Here is a 24,099-nt window from a genome sequence, read left to right on the forward strand (position 1 = left end):
AAACTCTTCAATTTAAGATTTTGTTCGGCTCAATGAATACTGAACATTACATAAGTAATGTTTGAATTGACTGTGCTGAATCTTTCGATTCAATGGTCACTTCGTTTCATTGAAACCTAATTTGATACCGAAGTATCGAATTGGATTATCATCAACGAGTGCCCACACAGATTGATAGGTCTATATTGTTAAAGAGCAACTCTTCTTTGTGATTGACATCACTTCGGAAGAGGCGGCCATTCTAGCGAGATAATTTATCGTGTCAAACACTTTCTTCAAATTATTTCGTTTTTCTTTTCAGCCTTATCAACTTCGCTTAAACCCTTCTGAGCCCTTGCCCTGTCGACGAGGAGGCATTATAGAGATCGCGCTCACATTGGCAAGTGTTATTTTTCAAAAATTGCAAAAACAATGGTTAAACGATGAGTTTTCGATCAAACCTTTATTTATTCAACTTTACCCCCAAACTCTCACACAACTTATCCACAGAGTTGTGCTTTGAGACGTATTTTTCAAGTACCATAAATAAAGAAAGCTGCTTTATTGCAGCTATCTTTATTAAACTTAACCTAAACTCTATTTAAAGAGTATTATGGCTATATGCCAGACCCATCTTGTTCAGAGCCATCATCTTCGTGTAGGCCACATTCTCGCTTTAAGCCAAAGAATCGAGTTTCTTCCTCCGACATTCCCGGCTCCCATTTACGAGTGGTATGTGTATCACCAACTGAAAGGTAACCTTCATCCCATAATGGGTGGTATTTAAGGCCGTGTTGTTCTAAGTAGTAATGAACGTCTTTATTAGTCCAATCAATTACTGGTAGAAATTTAAACACACCGTTCTGAATTGATAGAATCGGTAAACCTGCACGAGATTTACTTTGCTCTCGACGCAATCCAGAGAACCACGTTCCAACATTAAGCTCTTTTAACGCTCGACGCATCGGCTCAACTTTATTGAGCTTGTTGTATTTTTCAATTCCCTCTACACCCTGCTCCCATAATTTTCCATATCGAGCTTCTTGCCAATTCGCACTTTCTTTGGCTCGATAAACTTTTAAATTTAGGTTGAGAGCATCTGTCAGCTCATCGATAAATCGGTACGTCTCAGCAAACAGGTAACCAGTATCGGTTAGAATGACGGGGATGTCCGCTTTGGCGCGAGTAACTAAATGAAGCATAACCGCGGCTTGAATACCAAAACTAGAAGAAACCGCGAACTCGCCTTCTAGATTATCTAAAGCCCACGCTACTCTCTCTTGTGCTGAAAGCTTTTCGAGCTCGACATTAATTTGAGCAAGACGGAGGATTTGCTCCGTCTTTGTTAATGTCAGTAACTCTGTGAGCTCCAGCTTGGATGCTACAGAATCAAGCATGAAAGTCCCTCTTTGATACGAGCACTTCTTGGATAATGCCAGCACGAATAGTGAAATCGCCAAAGGCTTCGCCTTCTTCACGCTCTTTCGACCATCGAGCCACCAGCAGATCAATCTCTTCTAAGATTTGCTTATCCGTGATGTTCTCTTTATACATTTTTGGTACTCGAGTACCGGCACGGTTACCACCTAGGTGCAAGTTGTAACGACCCGGCGCTTTGCCAACTAGACCAATTTCAGCCAACATTGCGCGACCACAGCCATTTGGACACCCAGTTACACGCAAAATGATGTTGTCATTTTCTGGTAGGTTGTGCTTCTCCAGAATCCCCTCCACATCAGTAACAAACTGAGGAAGGAAACGTTCAGCTTCTGCCATCGCTAGCGGACAAGTTGGAAAAGCAACACAAGCCATTGAGTTCTTACGCTGTTCACTTACGCCGTCGTCCATTAAGCCATGTTCACGAGCGATCTTTTCAATCTTCGCTTTTTCGTTTTTAGGTACACCCGCAACAATTAGGTTTTGGTTTGCTGTCATGCGGAAATCGCCTTTGTGGATTTTGGCAATTTCAGCAACACCCGTCTTAAGTGGTTTACCTGGAAAGTCTAATAAGCGACCGTTTTCGATGAAAAGCGCTAGATGATATTTACCATCAATTCCTTCTACCCAGCCAATACGGTCACCACGTTCTGTGAATTCATATGGACGGCTTTGCTCAAACTTAACACCAGCACGTTTCTCGACTTCCGCTTTAAAGACATCGCTACCTACACGATCCAATGTGTATTTGGTTTTTGCGTTCTTACGGTTTGAACGGTTACCCCAGTCGCGCTGAGTTGTTACTACAGCTGCGGCAACATCAAGTGTCTTGTCCAGCGGAATAAAGCCAAAGTCGTCAGCGCGGCGCGGATAAGTTGATGTATCGCCATGCGTCATCGCTAAGCCGCCGCCGACCAGGACGTTAAAGCCTACCAGCTTACCGTTATCTGCAATCGCTACGAAGTTGAGATCGTTAGCGTGTACATCTACGTCATTTTGCGGTGGGATAACCACTGTAGTTTTAAACTTACGTGGTAAGTAGTTCTTGCCTAGAATCGGTTCGTCTTCTTCCGTGCTTTCTACTTTTTCACCGTCTAGCCAAATCTCTGCATAAGCGCGCGTCTTTGGTAATAGATGCTCACTGATCTTCTTCGCCCATTCGTAAGCTTCTTGGTGTAACTCTGACTCCACTGGGTTAGTGGTACACAACACGTTACGGTTTACATCACCCGCGGTTGCAATCGAATCAATGCCAATACTGTTGAGCGTTTGATGCATCAACTTAATATTCGGTTTTAATACCCCATGAAACTGGAACGTTTGGCGAGTCGTCAGACGAATACTTCCATATAAAGAGTGCTCCGTTGCGAACTTGTCGATCGCTAACCATTGCGTTGGCGTGATGATGCCTCCAGGCATACGAGCACGAAGCATCACATTATGTAATGGTTCCAGTTTTTGCTTTGTGCGTTCATTACGGATATCACGATCGTCTTGTTGATACATACCGTGGAAACGAATTAACTGGAAGTTGTCGGCAGTAAAGCCACCTGTAATAGGGTCCTGTAAATCTTGCTCAATAGTGCCACGTAATAAGTTGCTTTCTCGCTTCAGGCGCTCGTTATCAGATAGCGGCCCTAACTCTTCACCTAATACAACCTGCTTATTATTGTCCGTAGAAAAAGTCATTAGTACACATCCCTCTGATAACGTTTCGCTTTACGTAGGTCATTAATAAATTGTTCTGCATCGTCACGCGGCATCTTGCCTTCTTGTTCAGCAACGATAACCAATGCGTCATGCACATCTTTTGCCATACGCGTTGCATCACCGCAGACATAGATATAAGCGCCTTCTTGGATCCACTGCCACACTTGAGCTGCGTTTTCTAAGATGCGATGTTGTACGTAAACCTTTTCTACTTGGTCACGACTAAAGGCAACATCCAATCGGCTTAGTACTCCTGACTTGAGATACTTTTGCCATTCCACTTGGTACAAGAAATCTTGAGTGAACGTGCGATCACCAAAGAACAACCAGTTTTTGCCTTCAGCATCGCGGTTTTCACGTTCCTGAATAAAGCTACGGAATGGTGCGATCCCTGTGCCAGGACCAACCATGATAATTGGAGTACTATCATCTTCCGGCAGTTTAAAGTTGTTGTTATGCTCAACAAATACTTTAACTTCATCTCCCTCTTCGAGACGTTGTGCTAAGAAACTAGACGCACCACCATATCGTTTTTCGTCGTTTTGTTCGTACTCAACCAAAGCAACCGTTAGGTGTACTTCTTCATCGACCTCTTCTTGGCTTGATGCAATAGAGTAAAGGCGTGGAGTAAGACGACGAAGCAAACCAATCAACTCATCTGCGGTTAACTTGGTTTTCTTTTCTGCCAGTACATCAACGATTTGAGTATTTGCAGAGTACTCGCGAAGCTTATCTTTATCTTCAACTAACTTTTGTAGCTTCTTGCTACCGGATAACTCGGCAAACTTTGTGATGAGCTGCGGGTTAGATGTTGTGATTTCATATTTACTCACAAGAGCACTGTGGATTGACAAGCTTTCACCATCAACGTCAACAGTCTCAACCCCAGACAAACCGACCTTACCAAGAATGGCATTTGCAAGTTCCGAGCTATTTTCAAACCACACACCTAGTGCATCACCTGGCTGATACGTTAAGCCCGAGCCTTCTAAGTCGATTTCTATATGACGAACGTCTTTTCCAGAGTCACGGCCCGTGATTTTTTGACTGGTCAGTAACGTCGCAGTGTACGGATTTTGTTTATTGTAAGGAGAGTGCGCAGTCGCAGCTTGACCCACAGGAAGTTGAACCACATCCGCTTCAGAGCCAGAAGAAAGTGTATCTTTTACCTTGTCTAACGCATTCTTACGCCATTCAGTTGCGCGGGCTTCATAATCCACATCGCAATCAAGACGCTCGATAAATGGAGTCGCGCCTAGCTTTGATAGGTAAGTGTCGAAGTCTTTACCGGTCTGACAGAAGAACTCGTAGCTAGAATCTCCCAATGCAATAACACCATATTGCAGGTTTGGCAGCTTAGGAGCCTTCTTCGATTGCAAAAACTCATGTAGCTCAATGGCATTATCAGGCGCTTCGCCTTCGCCGTTAGTCGATGCCACAATAATGACATGCGTTTCTTTGGCTAAGTTTTTACCTTTGTAATCGCTTGCATCAAAAAGTTCGACTGCAATTCCTTCTGCTTTTGCTTCCTGTTCCAGAGCTTCAGCAACACCTTTAGCATTGCCCGTTTGGGAAGCAAAAATAATACTCAACTTACCTGCTGGCTTCGCTGATACGGCTGCCGTTGCTTGTGCAATTGGCGTTACCGCTGTGTTTGGTTGATTTTGAGCTAATCCCCAAAAATACCCACTGACCCAAGCAAGTTGCTGTGAAGACAACTCAGAGACAGTTTGTTGGAGTGAGCTAATTTGTTGGTCATTCAGAGGGCTTGCGATTGGAGGATTTCCTCCTTGCCCATTATTATCTTCAGACACATTCTTGTGAGAATACTCATTCTTTTGAAAAGACATTATCACGACATCCCTATTCATTGCGTGACGATAGAGTACCCACTCTCCTTAATAACAAGAAAGAATAGAAGTGAATGTTTTATAACTTTTTGGAAGTAAGAACGGCTTACTTTTTGCTCATCGATCTTCAATGCGGACTTGTTGAAAGCCTACTGCCATTGCCGATTTTGACGCAGTATCCAAATCTTCATAAAGACATTCTTCGCCGTGACTGTCCGTTAGAAAAACAAAACCACCGCGCGCATGTCTGAACTCTACAACCCAACCACCCTCTTGGATTGCAGGCTCAATAATCGCTTCGATAAGCTGATTTTCACGGAATAGATGTCTTAGTTCATTTATTGTCATCGCTATCCCTGCTTTAACTTTCACATTGCTCCTAGGTAAGCATGGTCTAAGTCAGCCAAATAGGGAGAAATTTCGATTAGATATAATGAAGTGATATAAAAAAACGCCGCTTATAAAGCGACGTTTTAAGTAAATCGAATATCTAACATGGCTGAATTTAGAACGCGTATTCCGCACTCACAAAGAAGCCGTTAGCAAAAATAAACTCTTTCCCTAGATCCGACATGAATTTATCGGACTCTAAATCAATCACACGGTAACCTCCACGAAAAGCCAGTCGAGCTTTTTCGAGCGGTACATTGTATTGAACACCTGCCATGAAATCGGTGCTTTTGATACCTTTGTTGTCACCAAAGTTTATCTCACCAATCACATCAAAGTTTGTATCCGGAACTTGAATTTCTGCGTAACCATACCAAGCCCAAATCAGCTCATCAAATTCTTCTACACGCCTGCTTGAGCCAGCATCAATGTATTTAGTGTCACTTAAATTACTGAACGTGAGACCCGCATCAAAGTGCAATAAATCATGCTCTAGAACGTGGTAATACAAGGTTAAATCGAGCTTATCGAACCCCATGTAATCCGCATCAACACTTGAGTAACGAAGGCGCGCATTAGGGACATATTTAACATCATGTTCAATCGCCGCGTAAAAAGTGCCTGCGGTACTGCTATCTCGTCTCACTTCATTAACTTTAGTGTCGGCAGCCCATACCTCTGCGCCGACTTTTGTCGATACAGAGTACTCTGCAAAAACAGGAAAAGATACTGCCAACGATAATGCCGTTAAAGCGATGTTCGCTTTATTTGTCATGTAGTATTTACTCCGAGATAGCTGATATTCACGTAGAGGACGTGAGAGGAAATATACCATATTCTCACGCCTCTCCATCAACTAAATGATGTTACTCATTATTTATAGCGGGGCTGAGCGACGTAATTCTTGAAGAACCAAATACCCAATGCAATCACGATTAACCATGGTAATAGTTTAAGTACCGCTCCAACCATTCCCAGTAAAAACATCACAACTAACGCAATACCAGTTGCTGCGAATACGGTCATCATTGTGATACCCGTAACCAACAAGGTCGCCGCGAAGACTAAAATAAAGATTAGCTCCAACATAATCACTTCTCCATTTGTTTTCAATAAACAGAGCAGTTTCCATACCAACTTACAGAAACGAAGTTAAGATTATGATTTTTAATAAAAAAAACAAAGCCAGAGGCATTTCTGCACTCTGGCTTTATCATTCTTTAGTTGGTAATTTTAGCCATTCACTGGCGAATTTTACACATTCAATTCTTTTGGAATCTTAGCTAGCGCGTCTTGCAATACTTCTAGACCAGAACCTGGTTTGTGCGCATTTTCACTGATATGACGACGCCATTGACGAGCACCGGGCATGCTTTGGAACAAACCTAACATGTGGCGGGTAATATGACCAAGGTACGCACCTTTCGCTAATTGCGCTTCAATGTATGGATACATCTCTTCAACAATTTCGCTGCGTTTCTTCACTGGAGCATTAGAGCCAAACAACTCTTGATCTACCGATGCCAGTAAATATGGGCTTTGGTATGCTTCACGACCAATCATCACACCGTCAAGATGCTGAAGATGTGCTTTTGCTTCTTCTAATGATTTCACGCCACCGTTAATCGCAATCGTTAGGTGTGAGAAGTCTTGCTTCAATTGGTAAGCGCGTGGGTAATCCAATGGTGGGATCTCACGGTTTTCTTTTGGGCTTAGACCACTTAACCATGCTTTACGTGCGTGGATAGTGAACTGCTCACAGCCACCCTTTTCTGAAACAATAGAAACGAAATCCGTTAGGAATTCGTAAGAGTCTTGATCATCAATACCAATGCGAGTCTTGACTGTTACAGGGATATCGACCACGTCTTTCATTGCTGCGACACAATCCGCAACTAACTGCGGTTCAGCCATTAGGCAAGCACCAAATCGACCGTTTTGTACGCGGTCAGATGGACACCCCACATTTAGGTTAATCTCATCGTAGCCACGCTCTTGCGCTAGCTTGGCACACGTAGCCAAATCTGCTGGGTTTGAACCACCAAGTTGAAGGGCTAACGGATGCTCTTCTTCGTTATAAGCCAGGAAATCTCCTTTTCCATGAATGATCGCACCTGTCGTCACCATTTCAGTGTACAACAGGGTTTCTTTGGTCATTAAGCGATGGAAGTAGCGACAATGACGATCAGTCCAATCTAACATGGGAGCCACGCTAAATCTCCAACTCTTTGACACATCAATATTACTAGACAAGTCTATATTTTGCAAAGAATTATGTATTTTCTGTTCTCGATTCATTTTCAATTATTCTCAATCATTTTTCGCTATTGCGTGCCCCATATGAATCCCATAATATATGGGGCACGCATTCAAACAACTATCAAGGAACCATAGATGGCCAGCTTTACATTGGAGAAACGTAAAACTAGCAAAGGGGTGCTGCGATATAGATGTGTTGTTCGATTAAAAAAAGGTAATGAAGTAGTATATCGTGAATCTCGTACTTTCGGGAAAAAAGCCGACGCAAAAGCATGGGGGACAGCGCTTGTATCCAAACTCGAAACGCATGGCCTACCAGGCAAATCCCCGGAAGTCACTCTTCGAGAACTGATCATCATGTACTTAAATGAACCTCACATTGCGCAAAGTATTGGTCGTTCAAAACGTTACGGTCTCAACATGTTAATCGATACAGAATTAGCAAAAATCCAAGCGAACACGTTGACCGTTGCCAACCTAGTTCAGCACTGTAAAGATCGTAATGACGCAGGGACCAGTCCTCAAACAGTATCCGGTGATATTTCATATCTTCGCAGTGTTCTTAAAGCAGCAAAGCCAGTTTTTGATATAGATGTTAACGATTCTGTCGTACAGGAAGCTTACTATACTCTTTATCAACACAATCTAATCGCCAAATCAAACCGAAGAAGCCGACGCCCTACAACGTCAGAGTTGGAAAGACTCAAGATAGAACTTAAGAAAAGACAAGAACATCGTGCTGCCCATATCCCGTATTTAGATATTCTGGATTTTTCTATTTTGAGCTGTATGCGAATTGGAGAGGTGTGCAAAATTCTCTGGGAAGACGTTGACGAAGGAACTAGAGCTGTTAAGGTTCGAAATCGTAAAGATCCCCGTAAAAAAGGAGGGAATCATATGTGGGTTCCACTTTTAGGGGAAGCTTGGGAAATTTTGAATAGGCAGCCCAGAACAAATGACCGTATTTTTCCCTATATAAGTAAAAGCGTTTCTAGAGGTTTCGAACGTGTAAGAAATTCCCTAGGTATCCAAGATCTTAGATATCACGACCTAAGACGAGAGGGTGCAAGTCGCTTGTTTGAACAAGGCTTCTCGATTGAAGAAGTTGCTCAGGTGACAGGGCATAGAAATCTAAACACCCTTTGGCAAATTTACACGGAGCTTTTTCCAAATCGCGTCCATGAAAAATTCAATTTACTTCAAAGACAAAAGCTATTATCAGAAAAGATAGTCTAATTATCTTCAATAAACTAAGTGCATGTAACCTAGGCGTAAAGTTTGATTACTAATATTTAGATTGGAAGCAGAGATACCCTGAAAATACAATATCAGTTCAGACAACCCAATGCCTTTTATGCCGAGCTAAACATGAGTTACATTAAGTATAAAAATACGCAGTCACTCATGGGCTTTGATGTGATGGACGCACCTCCCTTCTAGCGTCGTTGTACCAAACTAATAGTACAACCATTAAGAGCAGGAGTAACAAGTATGTCTATTAAAGTTGTCGGTATTGATATAGCGAAAATCTCTTCCAAGTGTGTGTTCTGGGTACAAATGGACAAAAACTTCTTAGAGTAATGTAAGCGCTCAATGAACCAGTGAAACCTTACTCTGCCTCACCGATTTCCACATTCCACGGCATGAGGTCAGACATATCATCGTTGAGATCGCGCTTCGGCAACTCACTAAACAGATGTTGGAAGTAGTAGTACGGGTTCATATCGTTGGCACGACAAGTCATCACAAGGCTATACAGGTTTGCACTCGCATTTGCACCGTCCACCGACGTGGAGAACATCCAATTTTTGCGACCAGTCGTGAACGGTCTGATATCTCGCTCAGTCACGTTGTTATCGATACTTATGTCGCCATCTTCCAGATAGGTAAGCAGTTTTTGCCATTGGTTTTGTGTATAGCCGATGGCTTTGCCAAGTAACCCTTTGGGTAGGACGTTTTGACTATCAAGCCATTGTTTGAATTCATCCAATATGGGTCTGGCTTCTTGTTGTCGGAGTTGGTATCGAGATTTCGCATCTAACCCTTTGGCTTTCTTTTCAACTCCGTATAATTTGCTAATGAAGTTCAGCGCTTTCTCGGGCTTGCCTGCTTTTTTCGATGGTGATGCTTTTTGAGCGTCAGTGAGTTTTCTGCGGACATGCGCCATGCAAGCCGCTTGAGTAACGTCTTCAAGTTTGTCGTAAGCGCTGTAGCCATCCGAGAGCAAGTAACCGGAGTAACCCGCTAAAAAGTCTTGTACGCACTGTGCTCGACGACTTGGTTGATAGTCATAGATTACTACGGGATGCTCTATGAACTCACCGCTACGATAGACCCACATGTACGATTTAGATTGCGCTTTCTTATCTTCTTCACGCAAAACTTGAACCGTGGTTTCATCAGCGCAGATAAGCTTTTCTTGCAGCAACTCGTTTTTCATCGCTTCAATGATGATCTGTACCTTGCTTCCCAGTTGAACACACCAGTTGAACACACCAGTTGGCAAGGGTTGCACGACTAATATCAATACCAGAGCGGTTAAGAATATCCACTTGGCGATAAAGCGGCAGTGCATCGACATACTTTGCTGTGACTACGGCGGCGAAGGCGTCAGCGCTTCCAATGCTTTTAGGGATCATGCTGGCGGGCTTTGGTGCAGTGACGATCTTTGATTCAGTCTGTGTTTTTTCACAATGTCGGCAGGCGTACTTAGTGCGTTCGTGGCGTATAACACTGACCTTCTGCGGAATGATTTTCAGCTCCTCGGAGGTTTCAACTCCGCACTGATGTAAAGGCTCATCGCAGCACTCGCAATATGGGGCATTGAGTTCATGTTTATGAACTTCACGCTCGAGCTCTTTTGGAAAGGGCTTACGGCTAATGCCGATCAGTTAAGCGATAAATGAGATCGGTTGAACGATCCTCCAACTCGTTTATAAAGGCTCTAAGAATTCAATCTTAGAGCCTTTTCTTTTGCAATTAACTACAGCCTTATCACTTGCTAATCGCTATGTACCAAACACTGACCAACTGGGAAAGCTAAGTGATATTCTCTCCCCTGATTTTATTAACCAATGCCTTGAAACTACTGGTGTAGCAACTATTCGTAAACGTCGAATCCCCCTTGATATGGCTGTCTGGTCTGTGATTGCTATGTCTTTATATCGACAAGAGCCTTTATGGAGCATTGTGTCAAAAGCCCAACTGATGCTACCAGGTAGGAAATCGTTGGTAGCCCCAAGCGCTATTGTTCAAGCTAGACAACGACTAGGAGATGAAGCGGTAAAGCAAGTTTTTCATCAGAGTCAAAGGCTTTGGAATCAAGAGGCACAACATCCCACATGGTCAGGGTTGAAGCTGCTTGCCGTCGATGGTGTGCTTTGGAGAACGCCGGATAGTGATGAAAATCGAGAAGCCTTCAAAGCCCCTTCAAATCAGAATGGCGACGCGAGCTTTCCTCAAGTTCGCATGGTATGTCAGATGGAAGTGACCAGTCATATGCTTATTGCTAGTGCTTTCGATAGCTATAAAACGAATGAAATGAAGCTGGCAGAAAACCTAATCGAAACTACTCCAGACAATAGTTTAACGATGTTCGATAGAGGCTTTTTCTCGCTTGGTCTGTTGAATCGCTGGGCTTGCACTGGTCGCGAGCGTCACTGGATGATACCAATGAGAAAAGGGACTCAATACACGGTAATAAGTAAACTTGGAAGAAACGACAAGCTTGTTGAGTTGAAATCTAACCCTCAAGCTAGGAAAAAATTCCCAGACCTACCAGAAGCCATACAAGTACGACTGATAACTCGAACAATCAAAGGGAAAGAGGTCAATATCTTCACATCCATGACAGACGCAATGCGTTACCCAAGTTCAGAAATAACGGACTTGTATAGCCATCGTTGGGAGATAGAGGTAGGTTACAGAGAAATGAAATCAGCGCTTCTTAAAAATGAATTTACACTAAGAAGTAAAAAGCCAGAGATGGTTCGCCAAGAGTTATGGGGACTGCTTTTAGCCTATAATATACTGAGGTATCAGATGGTTAACATGGCCTCCAGCATACCTGGCTTATATCCAAACCAACTGAGTTTCACGACTTGTGCTCACGCCATTATTCATCTAATCCATGGCTTCTGGCTAGAATCAGCTGGCACGATACCAAAGAGGATCACTCACTTGATAGAAGAGACCTCTCACCATGTATTGCCTATCAAACGAGAAGATAGGATATACCCGAGGGCCGTCAAAGCAAAAGTCAGAAAATACCCTAATAAAAAGAAAGCCAGTCAGCTTAACTGACTGGCATTAGGGCTTACGGCCTGTTTTTTTCTTGTCATCGTCGGATTTAGCCGTACTTTTTTGCTGTTCCGCTTCGTTAAACGTACCTTTGGGTGTTTTTTCACTTTGTGATGAGAAGTGCTTTGATTTACTTAAATTGAGCTGTTCAACCAACAACTCAATTTTGGTTTTGAGATCGGCAACCTCCTCTTGCTTTGCCGCAAGCAGTTTATCTTTAGCTTCGTTCTGTTGGTGAAGCTCAAGCAGCATAGCTTTTAACTGGTCAATATCATCAGGGAGGTCGGTCATATCAAGGCTCAGGTCATCTTAATGAGTTAAGTGTGACAGCGAAAAAGGATCGTTCAAGCCCAAAATGACGATCAGTATCAGGGCTCACACTTCTAGATGATAAAGGGGTCTATGAGCTTTAGCGTGATCGAGTGTCAGTCCAGAAAGAAGCCAACTCAGTTGTTGCTTAGTAATATGAATCGCGCCGTCTTCGCTGGGACTTGGCCACTTGAACGTGCCTTTTTCCAAGCGTCGATAATAAAGCCAAAAGCCATTGGTGTCCCAAAATAAGATTTTCAATTTATCTCGGGAGCGATTGCAAAAGATGAACCAAGATTCACTGAACGGATCCATCTCCAGAGTTTCGGCGACAATCAGCGATAGCCCATCAATGGATTTACGCATGTCAGTGACTCCAGAGATGAGGTAAACCTTACCTGATGGCATCATTGCAGTGCTTCAACCCAAGACTTAATTTGTGACGGGCTTAGCGTTGTCGGCAACTCTGCTCGAATGCCATTGCTGAGTGTCAACACTACACAGCTGGTACTGGCGGTTAGCTCCGATACTACTATGGGCTGCACCTTGGTTTCAGGCTCAAGTTGTGTGAGCTTTTTCGACCAATAATGAAACGTTTGATAACTTAGTTTTTGCTCGATGCAAAACTGTTTGATGCTTAATTTACTTTGTTGCTGCTGTTCTAGAATGGCAGCCCAGTGCTCTCGTTTACTTTGTTGATCCATAGTACCTCCGATAAAAAAGGCACTATGGCAAACGATGAATTAAGTTGTAAGGTGTGGTTCATTAAGCGCTTACACCAAAAGTAAAACCATAACCAATACCATGCCAAGAACAATGTTAACTGATATTCGCTGGGAACTGCTACTCCAAGTTATGAAAAGTACAGGTCGTATTTACGATAAAACTGAACATCGAATGACATTTGAAGGAATACTTTATCGAATGAGAACAGGTGTTCCTTGGCGAGATCTCCCCTCTGAGTTCGGAGAGTGGAGTACTGTTTACAGACGATTTAATCTTTGGTCAAAGAAAGGGGTTTTAGATAAACTTTTCAAAAGCTTATCTAGCATGGCTGATTTTGAATGGGTCTTTCTTGATGGCTCTATAGTTCGAGCGCATCAGCATAGTACAGGTGCCGCGACTGAAAGCTCAGAGCAAATAGGAAAAAGTCGCGGGGGCAACTCAACCAAAATTCACTTAGCCGTAGATAGTGGCGGCCTACCGATTTGCTTTGATTTATCAGAAGGACAACGCCACGATATAGTACATGCCGAAAGCTTAGTTGAGCAACTCGATGAAGTTAATACCATCGTTTGTGATAAAGGATATGACAGCGAACCTTTCCGTACTTTTGTTAAGGAACGTGGCGGAGAAACGGTAATTGCTAAACGCAATTACGGACAAGATATAGACAAAGACAGCATGGATTGGTGTCTATACAAGTATCGTCACTTGGTTGAAAATGCCTTTGCGAGAATTAAGCATTATCGAGCTATTTCAAGTAGATATGACAAGCTAGAAAGAAATTATGCCAGCATGTTATCGCTGGCATTCATGTTAATGTGGCTACCGATGTATTGTTGAATACGAAATGTACAGCAAAGATCAACACGCCCTAGAAACCGTAGCAAACATGCCACCGTGTTTGATTGGAATGGAAGCTTTTAGCAGCGCTCATTTTTGGGCCCGAGCTTTTGAAAAAGTAGGACATGAAGTTCGACTTATTGCTCCTAAGTTTGTCTCCCCTTATCGATTGTCAGGTCGAACAGGAAAAAATGACACTGCTGACGCCCAAGCGATTTGTGAAGCGGTTCAACGTCCTCATATGAGATTTGTTAGCATCAAATCTGAAGAACAACAATCCATCCAGTGCCTACATCGAGCTAGGCAAGGGTTGAACGAAGAAAGAACGTCAGTGTGTAACCGTATTCGAGGTTTACTCTCTGAGTTTGGGGTCATTGCTCCGCTATCACCAGAACGATTACGCAATGAATTTGAAGCAATGAAAATTCATCTTCCAGCTTTAGCTACCACCTGTATCGATGAGCTATTTCTTCATGTTGATAACATCGAACGTAAGCTTCTGAAGTTTGACCGACTCATTAATCTAGTTCATGTTCACCATACAAATGAACTTATTTGTATCAAATGCTTGATCCAATTCTTCATCCTTCTCCGATGAATACACTTTGCCATCTTTCGTCCAGTAATCTCCCGAAGATAGATAGGTGTAGAGGCGCAAGTATTCATAAGCGGCTTTGTTTGGCAAACGAGACGATAGACGCTCACAATATTTCTGTGCGTCAGCCTGACTTAAGAAGATGTCATGAGACTTTTTGTTACCTCTGAATCTTGGCAATAGATAAGTAAAGGCTTCATCTTTGTACAGTACCTTATTGGTGTAACGCTGAAGATCGGGCTCTTCTGCAGACTCCAGCTCAGCGATGACTGTAGGTGGTAACAAACTCTCAGAGAATCTTACTGTATCTTTAGGTTGAGCCTTTTCACTGTTCGCATCAGTCTTGTCTTCTACCGCTAAACGTGTAGGGACCGCCTTCGGAGCACTGGCTTTGCTCGCAAACGGGAAGAAGTAGTCGCCACCATTTTTAAGATTTAGCTTAAGCGACTGAGTTTTATGATTGTTCACGGCTCGCACACTATAAATACCCACATAGTTGCCCGTTACATCCACTCGCTCGCCAGAGCCGACTTTCTGGTCATTAATGTAGAAAACCGTTTGTGGTGAGTTTGAACGGAACACAAAGCGCACGTTATCAAGATCAAGTGCTTGTCTCAGTTCAACCTCTGTATTCGCACTGTAATTGTGCTTGTAACTTGCGTCAGCAGTGAAAGAAAGGTCGCCGTTTAATTTTTGGTTTGCATCCACGACTTTAAAGCTCGTGAGTTTGATTCGAGATAAACCACCTTTGCTTAATACAAAAGCGTTCTTGATAGAAGGGAGATTTCGGTTTACGCACGTTGATAAACTTTCCGCAACGTTACACTGCAATTGACCAGAATAAGTATCGTTTATCACACGTTTTGATTCATTCAAATGACGCGCTTTTATCTTTTCGTACAGAGCAAGGAGTGCGTCATTCTTCACCCGCTCAATTTGACTTGCCTCTTGTTGGTCTTGTGACAATTGCTGCTTAGTTTCGACCAACAACTTCCCTGCGGTTTCAATTTCATTTTTCATTGAATTCACTTTGGCAGACATATTGCGCAAAGTCAGAATTAAGGATTCGTCATATACACCATCAACCAACTTGTCTTTCAAGCGATTAGAGTCAGATTTGATCATCTCGACATTGGTCGCCAATTTGATCTTGGTGGACTCTATTTCAGCATTCAATTTATTGTAGTGCGAGATGTTTTCATCAATTCTCAGCGCACTGTACTGCTGGTCGTAAGCAGTATTAATGCTGCTTAATGTATCTTGCTCGTTAAAGTTAATGAGCTCTGAGGCAGCGGTCATACCACTCCACGCTACCCCCACCATAATGGCTATTATTGTTTTAGATTTACTCACTGCCACTCCAAATTGCCCCACCACGACACCATTGTTGTTAATGCTTCACCTTGCGTTTTAGGCAAGGTGAACGCTCTACGATTAAAACCTATTCCGTTGGCTTTACTTCGTCTGGTTTTATTTGATCTGGTTTTGCCTGATCATTCTTAGAAGCCCATATTTCTGAGCGTCTGTTTTGTGCTCGCCCCTCAGCGGTTGAATTCGACGCAATCGGCTGAGTTTCACCAAATGAACGAACGACAATACGGCTTTTATCCACGCCTTGCGCAATCAAACCGTTAGACGTTGTCAACGCACGTTGCAAGCCTAACGATTGGTTATAGCCTTCAGAGCCCTTGCTGTCGGTATGACCATCTACCGCAATAGCACTATCGCTATTTTTAAGCGAACCTGCGAGTTGATCCAGGGCTTTGCTGCCCATTGGTGTTAAGTTGGATTTATCAAAACCAAAATGCAGACGCGCAACCAAGCCATCACCTTGATGATTGTTATGTTGATTGCTAATCCATGTCGTACAGCCTGTTTGATCCAACCCTAACTTTGATTTACCTGCCAATGCTTGTTTGAGCTCACCATTGTTAGACTTCTGCTCTATTTGTAAAAAGCCCTGTCGATGTTGAGCAATTCCGACAACGTCATCCACTTTGATACTATGTTGGTACTCGCTGAAGGTATTGTCGCAATAAACGCTAATCCCCTCTTCTGCCTTAACTATCAGGCTAAACGGCAACGTCGAGATAGCGAATGCACCAATGACTAACTTTTTCATATTTTCCTCTAGTACAACTTAGTTATTCCGCTTGTTTTTGAGCCTTTGCGGATGAGTTCTTCTATCTTTTCAATCAATTCATCTAAGTTAGATACATCAATGATGTCTTCACTTGGATTAACAACACAGTCTTGAAAACCACTTTGTTGAGATGCACGGAAATCGATACCAATAACACCGATGTATAAGCCCGGAATCTCTGCTCTGGCTTTATCACACATATCGTTGTCTACTAGCCCCTTCAGAATGCCGTTGTTAGGGCTTTCTTGCCCGTCACTCAAAATCAGCAACATCTTGATTTTCTTGTTGTAAGCTTGCTGCTCTTCTTCATCGGTACTGTTTGGGTCTCCATCATGAAGAACTTGAGACCCTCTTAATATGCCTTGAAACGCTGCGGTACCACCGTCTGCCCACATCGACTTAATCGAGTCCAAATCTGAAAGTTTGTTCGACAATGGGATGTTATAAAATTGCGATGAATATGAAGAACCATGAGCATTAAACAGTCGGGTGCCGCTCACACCATAGAAATTAGGCTTTAATCCTGATTTATCAGTAAACATGGTCGATACCGAAGTCGGTAAATCAACATAGTTGTAGACATCAGCTACGGCGTAGCGATCTGCTTCGAGAACATCACGAATACGTTTGGCATAATTCTGATTCTCTGACCGAGGACTTTGGCAGTACGACTGCCGATAAGCACAATAGTACACTTCGCTTGCCGAATACGTGCGCCAGTAGTCCCAATCGATATCGTTGTAACTATAAGGTGACAAATAAGCCTTGTACCCGTTCTTGTAACTTAGTTGGCTTGTCGCATTGGCTCTATTGCCTGCCACAATTTCTCTGGTGCGAACGTTAAACGGCACAAAACCAACTCGGTTAAGCAGTTTGTCTCCGGTGGTGTCTTCTCCAGGCTCATCACAAACGTCTTTCCACTCTCCGTCGACGAAGTCTTGACGGATTTTTTTACAAAGAATCTTGTTTGATATCTGATCGATCGCGGTTTTCAAATCGTCAATTTTTTTGCTCCGACTTGAGCCCCACTTATCATTCATCGAGCCAGAAAAGTCCGAGACGAAAACGATATCAATGTTGTTATCCCCAAGATAAGCAGGGTACTTTCTTGCCAGCGATCGTCCAGCTAATTCCTGCTGCTTATCAAACGATGGGATAAAGCTGCTTGCAAACCAAGAGTCATGCGTTGTTCTGGCGTTCACTGTGTATTGGATATACTCAAGAGCACCAGTATCCTTATCTTCCGCTTGATAAAAACGTTGAGCAGAAAGGTTGGTTGACTTGATATCTCTCACATAGTTTTCGACATACTTCGTTGCCAGCGCACGGGCTGCACCCGGTTGGTCTTCAATCGTAACGGCCATTGCCGCAGCTTCCGCTGAATCCCTTAGTCGGCTCGACTCCTGCACATAACGGGTGCCCTCAACAGCCCAAAAAGTGACGCCCATAATAGGCACGAGCAACAAGCCCATCCATACAGCGGCGACGCCCTTTTGTTGTTGGAGACTTCGATGCTGATATTGCTGCATTCTCATTTCACTATCTCCCTGGCATTATTGAAGAAGAGCCAACTTTTACGGTTGTGCCAGTACCGCCATTAAAGAACGGCTTGAACCAAGAGCTTTGCTCCTCACAAAGGCTGACGCGGTACAATGGATACACCACGCCCTTTTCCACCGGAGCCAAATCTGCGTGTGCGAGTATTGAATCCGTTTTGCAATTTAGTCTGTTGTATTTACTGCTGGTAAATACCGCCACATTCACTTTATTGGTCAATGACTCGATTTTGATAGCCACATCGTTTGGGGGCGTGCCGAGCATTCGACTCGCGACTTTGGATAAGTCTTCTAAATCGGCATTGGTTACCGCTAGATTTTTTCCACCTAACACGTCGCCCTCAAAGTAACGCGAACGCTCTTTGATTACGTTCACCAACGCAAAGCTAGAACGATCAAGCTTGGCTCGCAAAAGTAACTGATAGCTCAAATCCGCGGAAAAAAGGTAAACACCCCATAACGCAGTAAGAATAAACACAAGCTCAACCGTAAATGAGCCTTTTTGGCGTTTTGGAGAACATACACCTTGTTTACGGAGCGTCATCTTTCCACCCACCCCTCATGCTCTAAGTTCAGTACCATTGTGCTTGAGATATCTCGATCTGCTGCACCGGCAAGTTTTATGATCGGAGAGTAACGATAGGTGACCGTTATCTCCGCTAAGTTGTATTTGAAGTTCAAGCCCTCATCCGAATAGCCTCTATTCGCAATGAAGTCATCATAGGTTTTGTAGTAACGACCTTTGATAGAAAATCGCGAGCTATCGATTAAGAAATGCCACAAGTTACCATCAGCTTCGATCAGAGATTTAAACTTGTCCTCGTACTGCTGATTTATGCCTTTGCCCTCGTAAATCTTGGTGTTTCGTATAGTTTCTCGAAGAGAATATTCCGTCATGTTCACAACATAGATTTGGTAACTCGACTCAAAGATGGCAAAAGTGGCAAAGAACAAAACGAGCGCGCCCATGACGAACTCGATCGCCGTTACCCCTTTTTGTTTAGAAAGCAATTTCATCATTAACTCCTATATTGAGTTAATTCGACGGCGATACTGTGGAGCTCTTGATCCGAAAAATCACCTTTGAGTAGTTTCTTCGCCGCATCCATCTGCTGCGCTTTCATAAGGGCAATCGCTAGGTTTGCCTTCACTACTTTATTTTCCGGATTATCTTTTAGTACTGGTATCAGTGTTTCGATGGCTTGCTCGTATTCACCATTTGCCATATGAATCATCGCGATGTTGTTCTTGATCGCGACATCATCATAACCACGCAAACGTGCATTGTTCAGCTCTTGGTAAGCCTCTTCGTATTTGCCTAACTTGGCGTACGACACACCCAGTAATACATGGATTTGTCCCGATTCATTACCCGTTTTAATGGAAGATAAATACGCCTCTACCGCGCTATCAGTGTCATTTTTTGCATCAAACACTTGCCCTTCTAACTGGTACAAGTCAGGGCTCTCTATCCCCTCTTTTTGCAAATGCTGAACATAAAAGTTTGCCGACTCGATATCCCCTTTATGGAAATACGCCCATGCCAGCTTTTCTTTCACTTCGGGATCTTGCGAACCCTGCTCTAACTGAGATTTGTAGTGAGAGATTAAACCATCGTAGTTTTTCACTTTTTCCATGCTCGCGACGTCATCTTGTAGCTGACTCTGCTGCGAAGGTGTCGATTGACAACCTGCCAACACGCCCAGCACTAACAAAACGAGAGAAATGCGTTTTCCAATCACTGGTTACTCTCCTAAATATTTAATGTCATTTGCATGATTCCCGGTGCGAGAATCAGAATAACGATCGGGAACATGATGAAGAGGATCAGCGGGACACTCATCTTAGCGGAGAGTTTGCCTACCTTTTCCTCAACGGTCAGGATTTGCACTTTTCGCATGTCTTCAGCGAGATCGCTCAACACCTGAGTCACCGATGTACCGTATTGCAAGTTTTGAATGATAGTCAGCACGAAGCTTCGTATTGGCGGCGTTGGAATACGATCACTGAGGTCATTTAGCGCTTTTTCTAGCCCGTGGATCTTTGCCGAATCTGAGGTACGTTTTATTTGGTAGCAAAGGTCAGAGTCAAACTCAGCCAACTCTTTACCCAGATAAACCAATGCCGCCTCAATCGTCATACCGGTTTGCACGCAAACTGACATCATGTCCAGCAAGTACGGTAACTGAGATGATGTTTTACTGATCAACATCTTGCGTCGCATTTGAAGCAAAGTATCCGGCAAGACAATCACGCCAATAAGCGTAAAAATAATGATGATTAGCTGATTATTTGCTGTCATATCCGACAACAACACCAATCCTGTAACAACCACAAGCACCGCTAATTTGGCAGGGAAGTAGAACTTCGCCCACTCTGTGTTGTAATAGCCGGCCTCGATGAGTTTTTGTTCCAGCTCCTGTCGATGCTCTTTACCGAAACGAACAAAAAAGCGGTTAACACGGGAAGGCGCACGTACAGCATCGCCGCCAATATAAAGGGCGACTTTTTTGCGTCGTTGTTCTGTACGAAACGAATCGAAAATCAAGAAAAGCAACGAAACAAACAGTACTATAAGGGCAATCAATAGCATCATGCGCGTACTCCTCTGACTAACAACCAAACAATGAACAAGCCAAATAACTCACTGCCAAGTACATAAAACAACACGATACGACCAGAAGGGTCATACAAGACGAAATTGACGTTGTCAGGGTTTACATAGTTTAGAATGATCATGAAAATCAACGGAATTGCCGCAACAATCTTGGCAGAAATTCGCGCTTCAGACGTCATGGCCATCTTCTTTTTCTCTAGGGTTCTTGCGTCCACCAAAACTCGAATAAGTCTTGCTAGTACGCCTTTCAGCTGACCGCCTCGCGCAATATTTGCTCTAAGGGTTACAGTGAAAAACAGAAACTCTGGGTAAGGGTAGTTTTTACACGAACGTTGAAGTACCACTTCCGGAGACTCACCCAACTTAAGTCGGTCCCCCATCAGTTTAAACTCGCGCCCAATCGAGTTATCCATCACCTCGCCAACATAACTGATGGCTTGCATTAAGCTGTTACCCGCGGTTACCGCGCTCATCAGAATGTTTAGCGCATCAGGGAAAGTGTTTTTAAAATCACGTCGCCTTCTTGTCACTAGGTAGCGGTAACCCATAATGGTAAACACCAAAGACAAGCCTACGATCAACCCGGTGTTCGTCATCAAAAACAACTTAACCACGACGTACCAAGAGGCGATGAGACTCGCCGTGATATACAAAGCGATATACAGCGATGAACGTGGTCCAAGTACTTTTAGTGTTGGAGAAATAGACTCTTTGAACTTTTGCCAACTTTGTTTTCGTACCAGTGATTTTACGTTGATAGCATTGAAGTTTTCCGCTTCAGCTTCTTCAATGTTGAAAAACTGATCGACCTTTTTGACCTTTGAGTCTCTGACCAAAAGCAGTACGAACGCAAAGAGGATAAGTGAGAGCCAAAGCATGTTATATCCCCTTAAACGATGCCATCAGCTCGTCATACAGCCCGAAGAATTGGGCTTTCTTTACAAGCTCAGATCGTTGCATGATGCCGCTGGTTACGAAGTCACCTTTAACGGTTTCTCCAAAATGTGCATCGTCATAACGGAAACGGTAGATCTCTTCCATCACCACACTATCGCCTTCCAAGCCGACGATTTCAGAGATACTGGTGATCTTACGAGACCCATCGCGCAGTCGGTTAACCTGGACAATCATTTGCACAGCGCTGACGATGGTTCTTCGAATCGCATCAAGCGGCTGATTTAAGTTCGCCATCATGACCATCGATTCCACACGCGCAATCGCATCTCTCGGTGTGTTGGCGTGCAGTGTAGACATAGAACCATCGTGTCCCGTGTTCATGGCCTGCAACATTTCAAACGCTTCAGAGCCACGACACTCACCAAGAATGATTCGGTCTGGACGCATACGAAGTGCGTTAATCACCAAATCACGCTGCGTCACCGCCCCAGTCTGCTCAACGCTCGAAGTTCGCGTTTCCAATCGAACCAAGTTAGGTTGTTGCAAGCGTAATTCCGCCGCATCCTCTATGGTGACAATACGCTCATCTTCAGCGATGTATTGAGACAATGCGTTAAGCAGCGTCGTCTTACCTGAGCCCGTACCGCCAGAAATCAGCACATTCATTCGACAACGAGACGCAATCATCAGCACTCTCGCCATGTCAGGAGACATAGAACCAAAACCAATCAAATCTTCAAAGCCGATGTTCTGCTCTCTGAATTTACGTATTGAAATCGAGGTCCCATCCAACGCAATGGGTGGGATAACGATATTCACACGGCTGCCATCTTCAAGTCTGGCATCAACCGTTGGAGACAGTTCATCAACACGTCGTCCAACACGCGAAGCAATGCGTTTAGCAATTGCTAACAACTGCTCTTCGTTGACAAAAGACACCTCTGACTTTTGGACTTTACCGTGTCTTTCAAAAAAGATGTTGTTAGGTCCATTTACCATGATGTCAGAGATAGACTGATCTTCAACCAAAGGCTGCAATGGACCTAAGCCAAACAGTTCATCAATTAAGCTTTTCACCAAGCCTGACTTCATCATCGAAGTGATCGGACGTTGGTAGCTGTTTGCAAGAAGATCAACAGCGGCTTGGATTTGAGCCTCTAAGTCTCGGCGGCTCATTTTCTGAACCACTTCAGCATCTAGTGCTTCAAATATTTGCCCGCGAAACGCAAGGTATAAGTCTTTATTCGAACTCATTTAGCACGCACCCTCTTCAACCAAGATCCCATGCCTTTTTGATCAACAGGTTGACCATTAATCAGCTTGACCAGTAGTTCCATAGAACGGTTAATATGACGATCGTGCTTATGACCTCGTTTGCCATCAATAATGATGTGCGACAACGACTTGCAGTACCCCACTTCGAGGTCAACATCCGCACCTAAGTATTTGGTAAGGTCAGGACGTTGTAATACATACGCGTTTTCCGGGCGGTGATAATTCACCAATGTAATCACACGAGTTCGGGACGATAATGTGAGCTGTAAATTAGAAATTTTCTCAAACAGTCGTTTGGCACTTCTTACAGAAGAAACCGACGCATCCAAAACCAGCACTACCACATCAAAGTTTTCTACCAAGAGTTGAGGTTCAACTTTGAAGTCCACACCGCCCGAGAAGTCTTCAATAATGAAGTTCGTGTTTCGAGCTAAAAGATCACAGAGCGTCTGGTTATAGTTGAGAATATCGCTTTGACTCATGTCGCCATCGATAGCCAACAGACGCAGATTTTTTCGTGCGTTAAACAGGTAGCTAAGCGCCCCCTCTACATCCATTTCATGCAAGGGAGCAGTAAACTCATCGATACCGCGCGGTTTAAAATCTTTCAGTCCCAACAAAACATCGATATTGGTATCTGCGTATTGGTGATCAACCAAAATGGTATCGGAACCTTGAGTGGATAGTAACGAACTCAATTCAGTAGTAATGAATGATGCACCAACACCACCTTTTGAACCCACCACTGCTACACGCTTCGCCTTACGCTTCTGGCTGACACCAGAGAACGTCTTCAAGTTCTTACTAACATGGTTTAAGAAGTCTGCGAACTCTTGTTTGTTCACCGGCCAAAAGACGTAGTAAAAGCCCATGTCTTTGAGGGAACGAAGCGTCGAAATTGCATCTTCTTTCCCAATGACCACGACACCTTTGTGTGTTGGTAGTTTGCTAGCGAAAGACTTAGCATCTTCAACGACGTTGTTCGATTCGTTCAGTTCAAGGATAACAATATGACTGCTATGTTGTTCCGTCAGCTTGGTTAAGCCTGCGTTAGCTCTTACACATTCTGGGTCATTCCAACCTTCGAATCGAAACACTTCCTGAACAAGGCTTAAACACTCTTGTGATTGATAAAACAACGTACATCCAGCAACACCTGTCGTCGAAGACTGTGCCGGTTTTGCTTTCGTTGTTAATGCTTTAGTTAAATCAAACAT

Annotated in this window: 22 protein-coding genes and 3 pseudogenes; 4 read left to right on the forward strand and 21 right to left on the reverse strand. The window is 43.6% G+C overall.

Annotation, left to right across the window (positions count from 1 at the left end):
- Positions 1–596: 596 nt before the first annotated feature.
- The 7 genes from R7041_RS13285 to dusA all read right to left on the reverse strand — a co-directional run bounded on the left by R7041_RS13285 (position 597) and on the right by dusA (position 7,664).
- A complete protein-coding gene (locus tag R7041_RS13285; protein ID WP_005382748.1) occupies positions 597–1,376 on the reverse strand; it encodes a phosphoadenylyl-sulfate reductase in 780 nt (259 codons plus the stop codon).
- Entirely contained in the window at positions 1,369–3,105 is a 1,737-nt protein-coding gene (cysI, locus tag R7041_RS13290; protein WP_047104170.1) for an assimilatory sulfite reductase (NADPH) hemoprotein subunit, read from the reverse strand. Before cysI ends, R7041_RS13285 begins: the two co-directional genes overlap by 8 nt.
- A complete protein-coding gene (locus tag R7041_RS13295; protein WP_017633538.1) occupies positions 3,105–4,976 on the reverse strand; it encodes an assimilatory sulfite reductase (NADPH) flavoprotein subunit in 1,872 nt (623 codons plus the stop codon). The genes cysI and R7041_RS13295 overlap by 1 nt, the downstream gene beginning before the upstream one ends.
- Before the next feature lie 117 nt (positions 4,977–5,093).
- Complete coding sequence (locus tag R7041_RS13300; RefSeq protein WP_005381264.1) at positions 5,094–5,324, reverse strand: hypothetical protein; 231 nt, start codon at positions 5,322–5,324, stop codon at positions 5,094–5,096.
- A 157-nt stretch (positions 5,325–5,481) separates the two neighbouring features.
- On the reverse strand, positions 5,482–6,141 hold the full coding sequence (locus R7041_RS13305; protein ID WP_005381265.1) for a TIGR04219 family outer membrane beta-barrel protein: 660 nt from the start codon (positions 6,139–6,141) through the stop codon (positions 5,482–5,484).
- A 98-nt stretch (positions 6,142–6,239) separates the two neighbouring features.
- Positions 6,240–6,455 (reverse strand): envelope stress response protein PspG, encoded by a 216-nt coding sequence (gene pspG / locus R7041_RS13310; RefSeq protein ID WP_005381266.1) that lies wholly within the window; start codon positions 6,453–6,455, stop codon positions 6,240–6,242.
- A 165-nt stretch (positions 6,456–6,620) separates the two neighbouring features.
- Positions 6,621–7,664: a tRNA dihydrouridine(20/20a) synthase DusA gene (gene dusA / locus R7041_RS13315; RefSeq protein WP_281067057.1), complete on the reverse strand. Its 1,044-nt coding sequence runs from the start codon at positions 7,662–7,664 to the stop codon at positions 6,621–6,623.
- 96 nt (positions 7,665–7,760) lie between these two features.
- Here dusA and R7041_RS13320 point away from each other — a divergent pair, with 96 nt between their 5' ends.
- Positions 7,761–8,861 carry a tyrosine-type recombinase/integrase gene (locus tag R7041_RS13320; protein ID WP_258512643.1) on the forward strand — a complete coding sequence of 367 codons (1,101 nt, stop codon included), beginning with the start codon at positions 7,761–7,763 and terminating at the stop codon, positions 8,859–8,861.
- 373 nt (positions 8,862–9,234) lie between these two features.
- Here the strand turns inward: R7041_RS13320 and tnpC are convergent.
- A pseudogene (tnpC, locus tag R7041_RS13325) lies at positions 9,235–10,501 on the reverse strand (IS66 family transposase); the annotation flags it as partial.
- Positions 10,502–10,598: 97 nt separating this feature from the next.
- On the opposite strand from tnpC, the gene R7041_RS13330 reads away from it, so the two are divergent.
- The gene (locus tag R7041_RS13330) at positions 10,599–11,927 is read left to right on the forward strand and encodes an IS4 family transposase (protein WP_065274129.1); all 1,329 of its coding nucleotides are present in this window, start codon (positions 10,599–10,601) and stop codon (positions 11,925–11,927) included.
- Positions 11,928–11,936: 9 nt separating this feature from the next.
- Here R7041_RS13330 and R7041_RS13335 read toward each other — a convergent pair.
- The 3 genes and pseudogenes from R7041_RS13335 to tnpA form a co-directional block, all read right to left on the reverse strand.
- Positions 11,937–12,215 (reverse strand): annotated as a pseudogene (locus R7041_RS13335) (IS66 family transposase); the annotation flags it as partial.
- Between the two features lie 84 nt (positions 12,216–12,299).
- Positions 12,300–12,644 (reverse strand): IS66 family insertion sequence element accessory protein TnpB, encoded by a 345-nt coding sequence (gene tnpB, locus R7041_RS13340; RefSeq protein WP_140055896.1) that lies wholly within the window; start codon positions 12,642–12,644, stop codon positions 12,300–12,302.
- Positions 12,641–12,937: an IS66 family insertion sequence element accessory protein TnpA gene (gene tnpA, locus R7041_RS13345; protein WP_140329035.1), complete on the reverse strand. Its 297-nt coding sequence runs from the start codon at positions 12,935–12,937 to the stop codon at positions 12,641–12,643. The genes tnpB and tnpA overlap by 4 nt, the downstream gene beginning before the upstream one ends.
- A 100-nt stretch (positions 12,938–13,037) precedes the next feature.
- Here tnpA and R7041_RS13350 point away from each other — a divergent pair, with 100 nt between their 5' ends.
- Both R7041_RS13350 and R7041_RS13355 read left to right on the forward strand, forming a co-directional pair.
- Entirely contained in the window at positions 13,038–13,799 is a 762-nt protein-coding gene (locus R7041_RS13350; RefSeq protein ID WP_257888034.1) for an IS5 family transposase, read from the forward strand.
- A 40-nt stretch (positions 13,800–13,839) separates the two neighbouring features.
- A pseudogene (locus R7041_RS13355) lies at positions 13,840–14,328 on the forward strand (IS110 family transposase); the annotation flags it as partial.
- Here R7041_RS13355 and R7041_RS13360 read toward each other — a convergent pair.
- The 10 genes from R7041_RS13360 to R7041_RS13405 all read right to left on the reverse strand — a co-directional run bounded on the left by R7041_RS13360 (position 14,323) and on the right by R7041_RS13405 (position 24,099).
- Positions 14,323–15,717 carry a hypothetical protein gene (locus tag R7041_RS13360; protein WP_258512658.1) on the reverse strand — a complete coding sequence of 465 codons (1,395 nt, stop codon included), beginning with the start codon at positions 15,715–15,717 and terminating at the stop codon, positions 14,323–14,325. The pseudogene R7041_RS13355 and the gene R7041_RS13360 sit on opposite strands and share 6 nt — an antisense overlap.
- 118 nt (positions 15,718–15,835) lie before the next feature.
- Positions 15,836–16,516, reverse strand: coding sequence for an OmpA family protein (locus R7041_RS13365; protein ID WP_253649807.1), 681 nt, complete (start codon positions 16,514–16,516; stop codon positions 15,836–15,838).
- Positions 16,517–16,524: 8 nt separating this feature from the next.
- A complete protein-coding gene (locus R7041_RS13370; protein ID WP_213907411.1) occupies positions 16,525–18,072 on the reverse strand; it encodes a TadE/TadG family type IV pilus assembly protein in 1,548 nt (515 codons plus the stop codon).
- A gap of 4 nt (positions 18,073–18,076) precedes the next feature.
- On the reverse strand, positions 18,077–18,637 hold the full coding sequence (gene tadF / locus R7041_RS13375) for a tight adherence pilus pseudopilin TadF (protein ID WP_257888036.1): 561 nt from the start codon (positions 18,635–18,637) through the stop codon (positions 18,077–18,079).
- Positions 18,634–19,110 carry a TadE/TadG family type IV pilus assembly protein gene (locus R7041_RS13380; protein ID WP_257888037.1) on the reverse strand — a complete coding sequence of 159 codons (477 nt, stop codon included), beginning with the start codon at positions 19,108–19,110 and terminating at the stop codon, positions 18,634–18,636. The genes tadF and R7041_RS13380 overlap by 4 nt, the downstream gene beginning before the upstream one ends.
- Before the next feature lie 2 nt (positions 19,111–19,112).
- Complete coding sequence (locus R7041_RS13385) at positions 19,113–19,835, reverse strand: tetratricopeptide repeat protein (protein ID WP_257888038.1); 723 nt, start codon at positions 19,833–19,835, stop codon at positions 19,113–19,115.
- 11 nt (positions 19,836–19,846) lie between these two features.
- Positions 19,847–20,689 carry a type II secretion system F family protein gene (locus R7041_RS13390; RefSeq protein ID WP_257888039.1) on the reverse strand — a complete coding sequence of 281 codons (843 nt, stop codon included), beginning with the start codon at positions 20,687–20,689 and terminating at the stop codon, positions 19,847–19,849.
- Entirely contained in the window at positions 20,686–21,588 is a 903-nt protein-coding gene (locus R7041_RS13395) for a type II secretion system F family protein (RefSeq protein WP_257888040.1), read from the reverse strand. Before R7041_RS13395 ends, R7041_RS13390 begins: the two co-directional genes overlap by 4 nt.
- 1 nt (position 21,589) lies before the next feature.
- On the reverse strand, positions 21,590–22,861 hold the full coding sequence (locus R7041_RS13400; protein ID WP_257888041.1) for a CpaF family protein: 1,272 nt from the start codon (positions 22,859–22,861) through the stop codon (positions 21,590–21,592).
- The gene (locus R7041_RS13405; RefSeq protein ID WP_257888042.1) at positions 22,858–24,099 is read right to left on the reverse strand and encodes a CpaE family protein; all 1,242 of its coding nucleotides are present in this window, start codon (positions 24,097–24,099) and stop codon (positions 22,858–22,860) included. Before R7041_RS13405 ends, R7041_RS13400 begins: the two co-directional genes overlap by 4 nt.

This window comes from Vibrio sp. 1751 (assembly GCF_033339895.1).
Lineage (GTDB): Bacteria > Pseudomonadota > Gammaproteobacteria > Enterobacterales > Vibrionaceae > Vibrio > Vibrio alginolyticus.

Excerpts from the sequence above, each read along its gene's own strand:
- R7041_RS13285 (WP_005382748.1), bottom strand. The coding sequence starts at position 1,376 with ATGCTTGATTCTGTAGCATCCAAGCTGGAGCTCACAGAGTTACTGACA.
- cysI (WP_047104170.1), bottom strand. The coding sequence starts at position 3,105 with ATGACTTTTTCTACGGACAATAATAAGCAGGTTGTATTAGGTGAAGAG.
- R7041_RS13295 (WP_017633538.1), bottom strand. The coding sequence starts at position 4,976 with ATGTCTTTTCAAAAGAATGAGTATTCTCACAAGAATGTGTCTGAAGAT.
- R7041_RS13300 (WP_005381264.1), bottom strand. The coding sequence starts at position 5,324 with ATGACAATAAATGAACTAAGACATCTATTCCGTGAAAATCAGCTTATC.
- R7041_RS13305 (WP_005381265.1), bottom strand. The coding sequence starts at position 6,141 with ATGACAAATAAAGCGAACATCGCTTTAACGGCATTATCGTTGGCAGTA.
- pspG (WP_005381266.1), bottom strand. The coding sequence starts at position 6,455 with ATGTTGGAGCTAATCTTTATTTTAGTCTTCGCGGCGACCTTGTTGGTT.
- dusA (WP_281067057.1), bottom strand. The coding sequence starts at position 7,664 with ATGAATCGAGAACAGAAAATACATAATTCTTTGCAAAATATAGACTTG.
- R7041_RS13320 (WP_258512643.1), top strand. The coding sequence starts at position 7,761 with ATGGCCAGCTTTACATTGGAGAAACGTAAAACTAGCAAAGGGGTGCTG.
- tnpB (WP_140055896.1), bottom strand. The coding sequence starts at position 12,644 with ATGATGCCATCAGGTAAGGTTTACCTCATCTCTGGAGTCACTGACATG.
- tnpA (WP_140329035.1), bottom strand. The coding sequence starts at position 12,937 with ATGGATCAACAAAGTAAACGAGAGCACTGGGCTGCCATTCTAGAACAG.
- R7041_RS13350 (WP_257888034.1), top strand. The coding sequence starts at position 13,038 with ATGCCAAGAACAATGTTAACTGATATTCGCTGGGAACTGCTACTCCAA.
- R7041_RS13360 (WP_258512658.1), bottom strand. The coding sequence starts at position 15,717 with ATGGTGGGGGTAGCGTGGAGTGGTATGACCGCTGCCTCAGAGCTCATT.
- R7041_RS13365 (WP_253649807.1), bottom strand. The coding sequence starts at position 16,516 with ATGAAAAAGTTAGTCATTGGTGCATTCGCTATCTCGACGTTGCCGTTT.
- R7041_RS13370 (WP_213907411.1), bottom strand. The coding sequence starts at position 18,072 with ATGAGAATGCAGCAATATCAGCATCGAAGTCTCCAACAACAAAAGGGC.
- tadF (WP_257888036.1), bottom strand. The coding sequence starts at position 18,637 with ATGACGCTCCGTAAACAAGGTGTATGTTCTCCAAAACGCCAAAAAGGC.
- R7041_RS13380 (WP_257888037.1), bottom strand. The coding sequence starts at position 19,110 with ATGAAATTGCTTTCTAAACAAAAAGGGGTAACGGCGATCGAGTTCGTC.
- R7041_RS13390 (WP_257888039.1), bottom strand. The coding sequence starts at position 20,689 with ATGATGCTATTGATTGCCCTTATAGTACTGTTTGTTTCGTTGCTTTTC.
- R7041_RS13395 (WP_257888040.1), bottom strand. The coding sequence starts at position 21,588 with ATGCTTTGGCTCTCACTTATCCTCTTTGCGTTCGTACTGCTTTTGGTC.
- R7041_RS13400 (WP_257888041.1), bottom strand. The coding sequence starts at position 22,861 with ATGAGTTCGAATAAAGACTTATACCTTGCGTTTCGCGGGCAAATATTT.
- R7041_RS13405 (WP_257888042.1), bottom strand. The coding sequence starts at position 24,099 with ATGTTTGATTTAACTAAAGCATTAACAACGAAAGCAAAACCGGCACAG.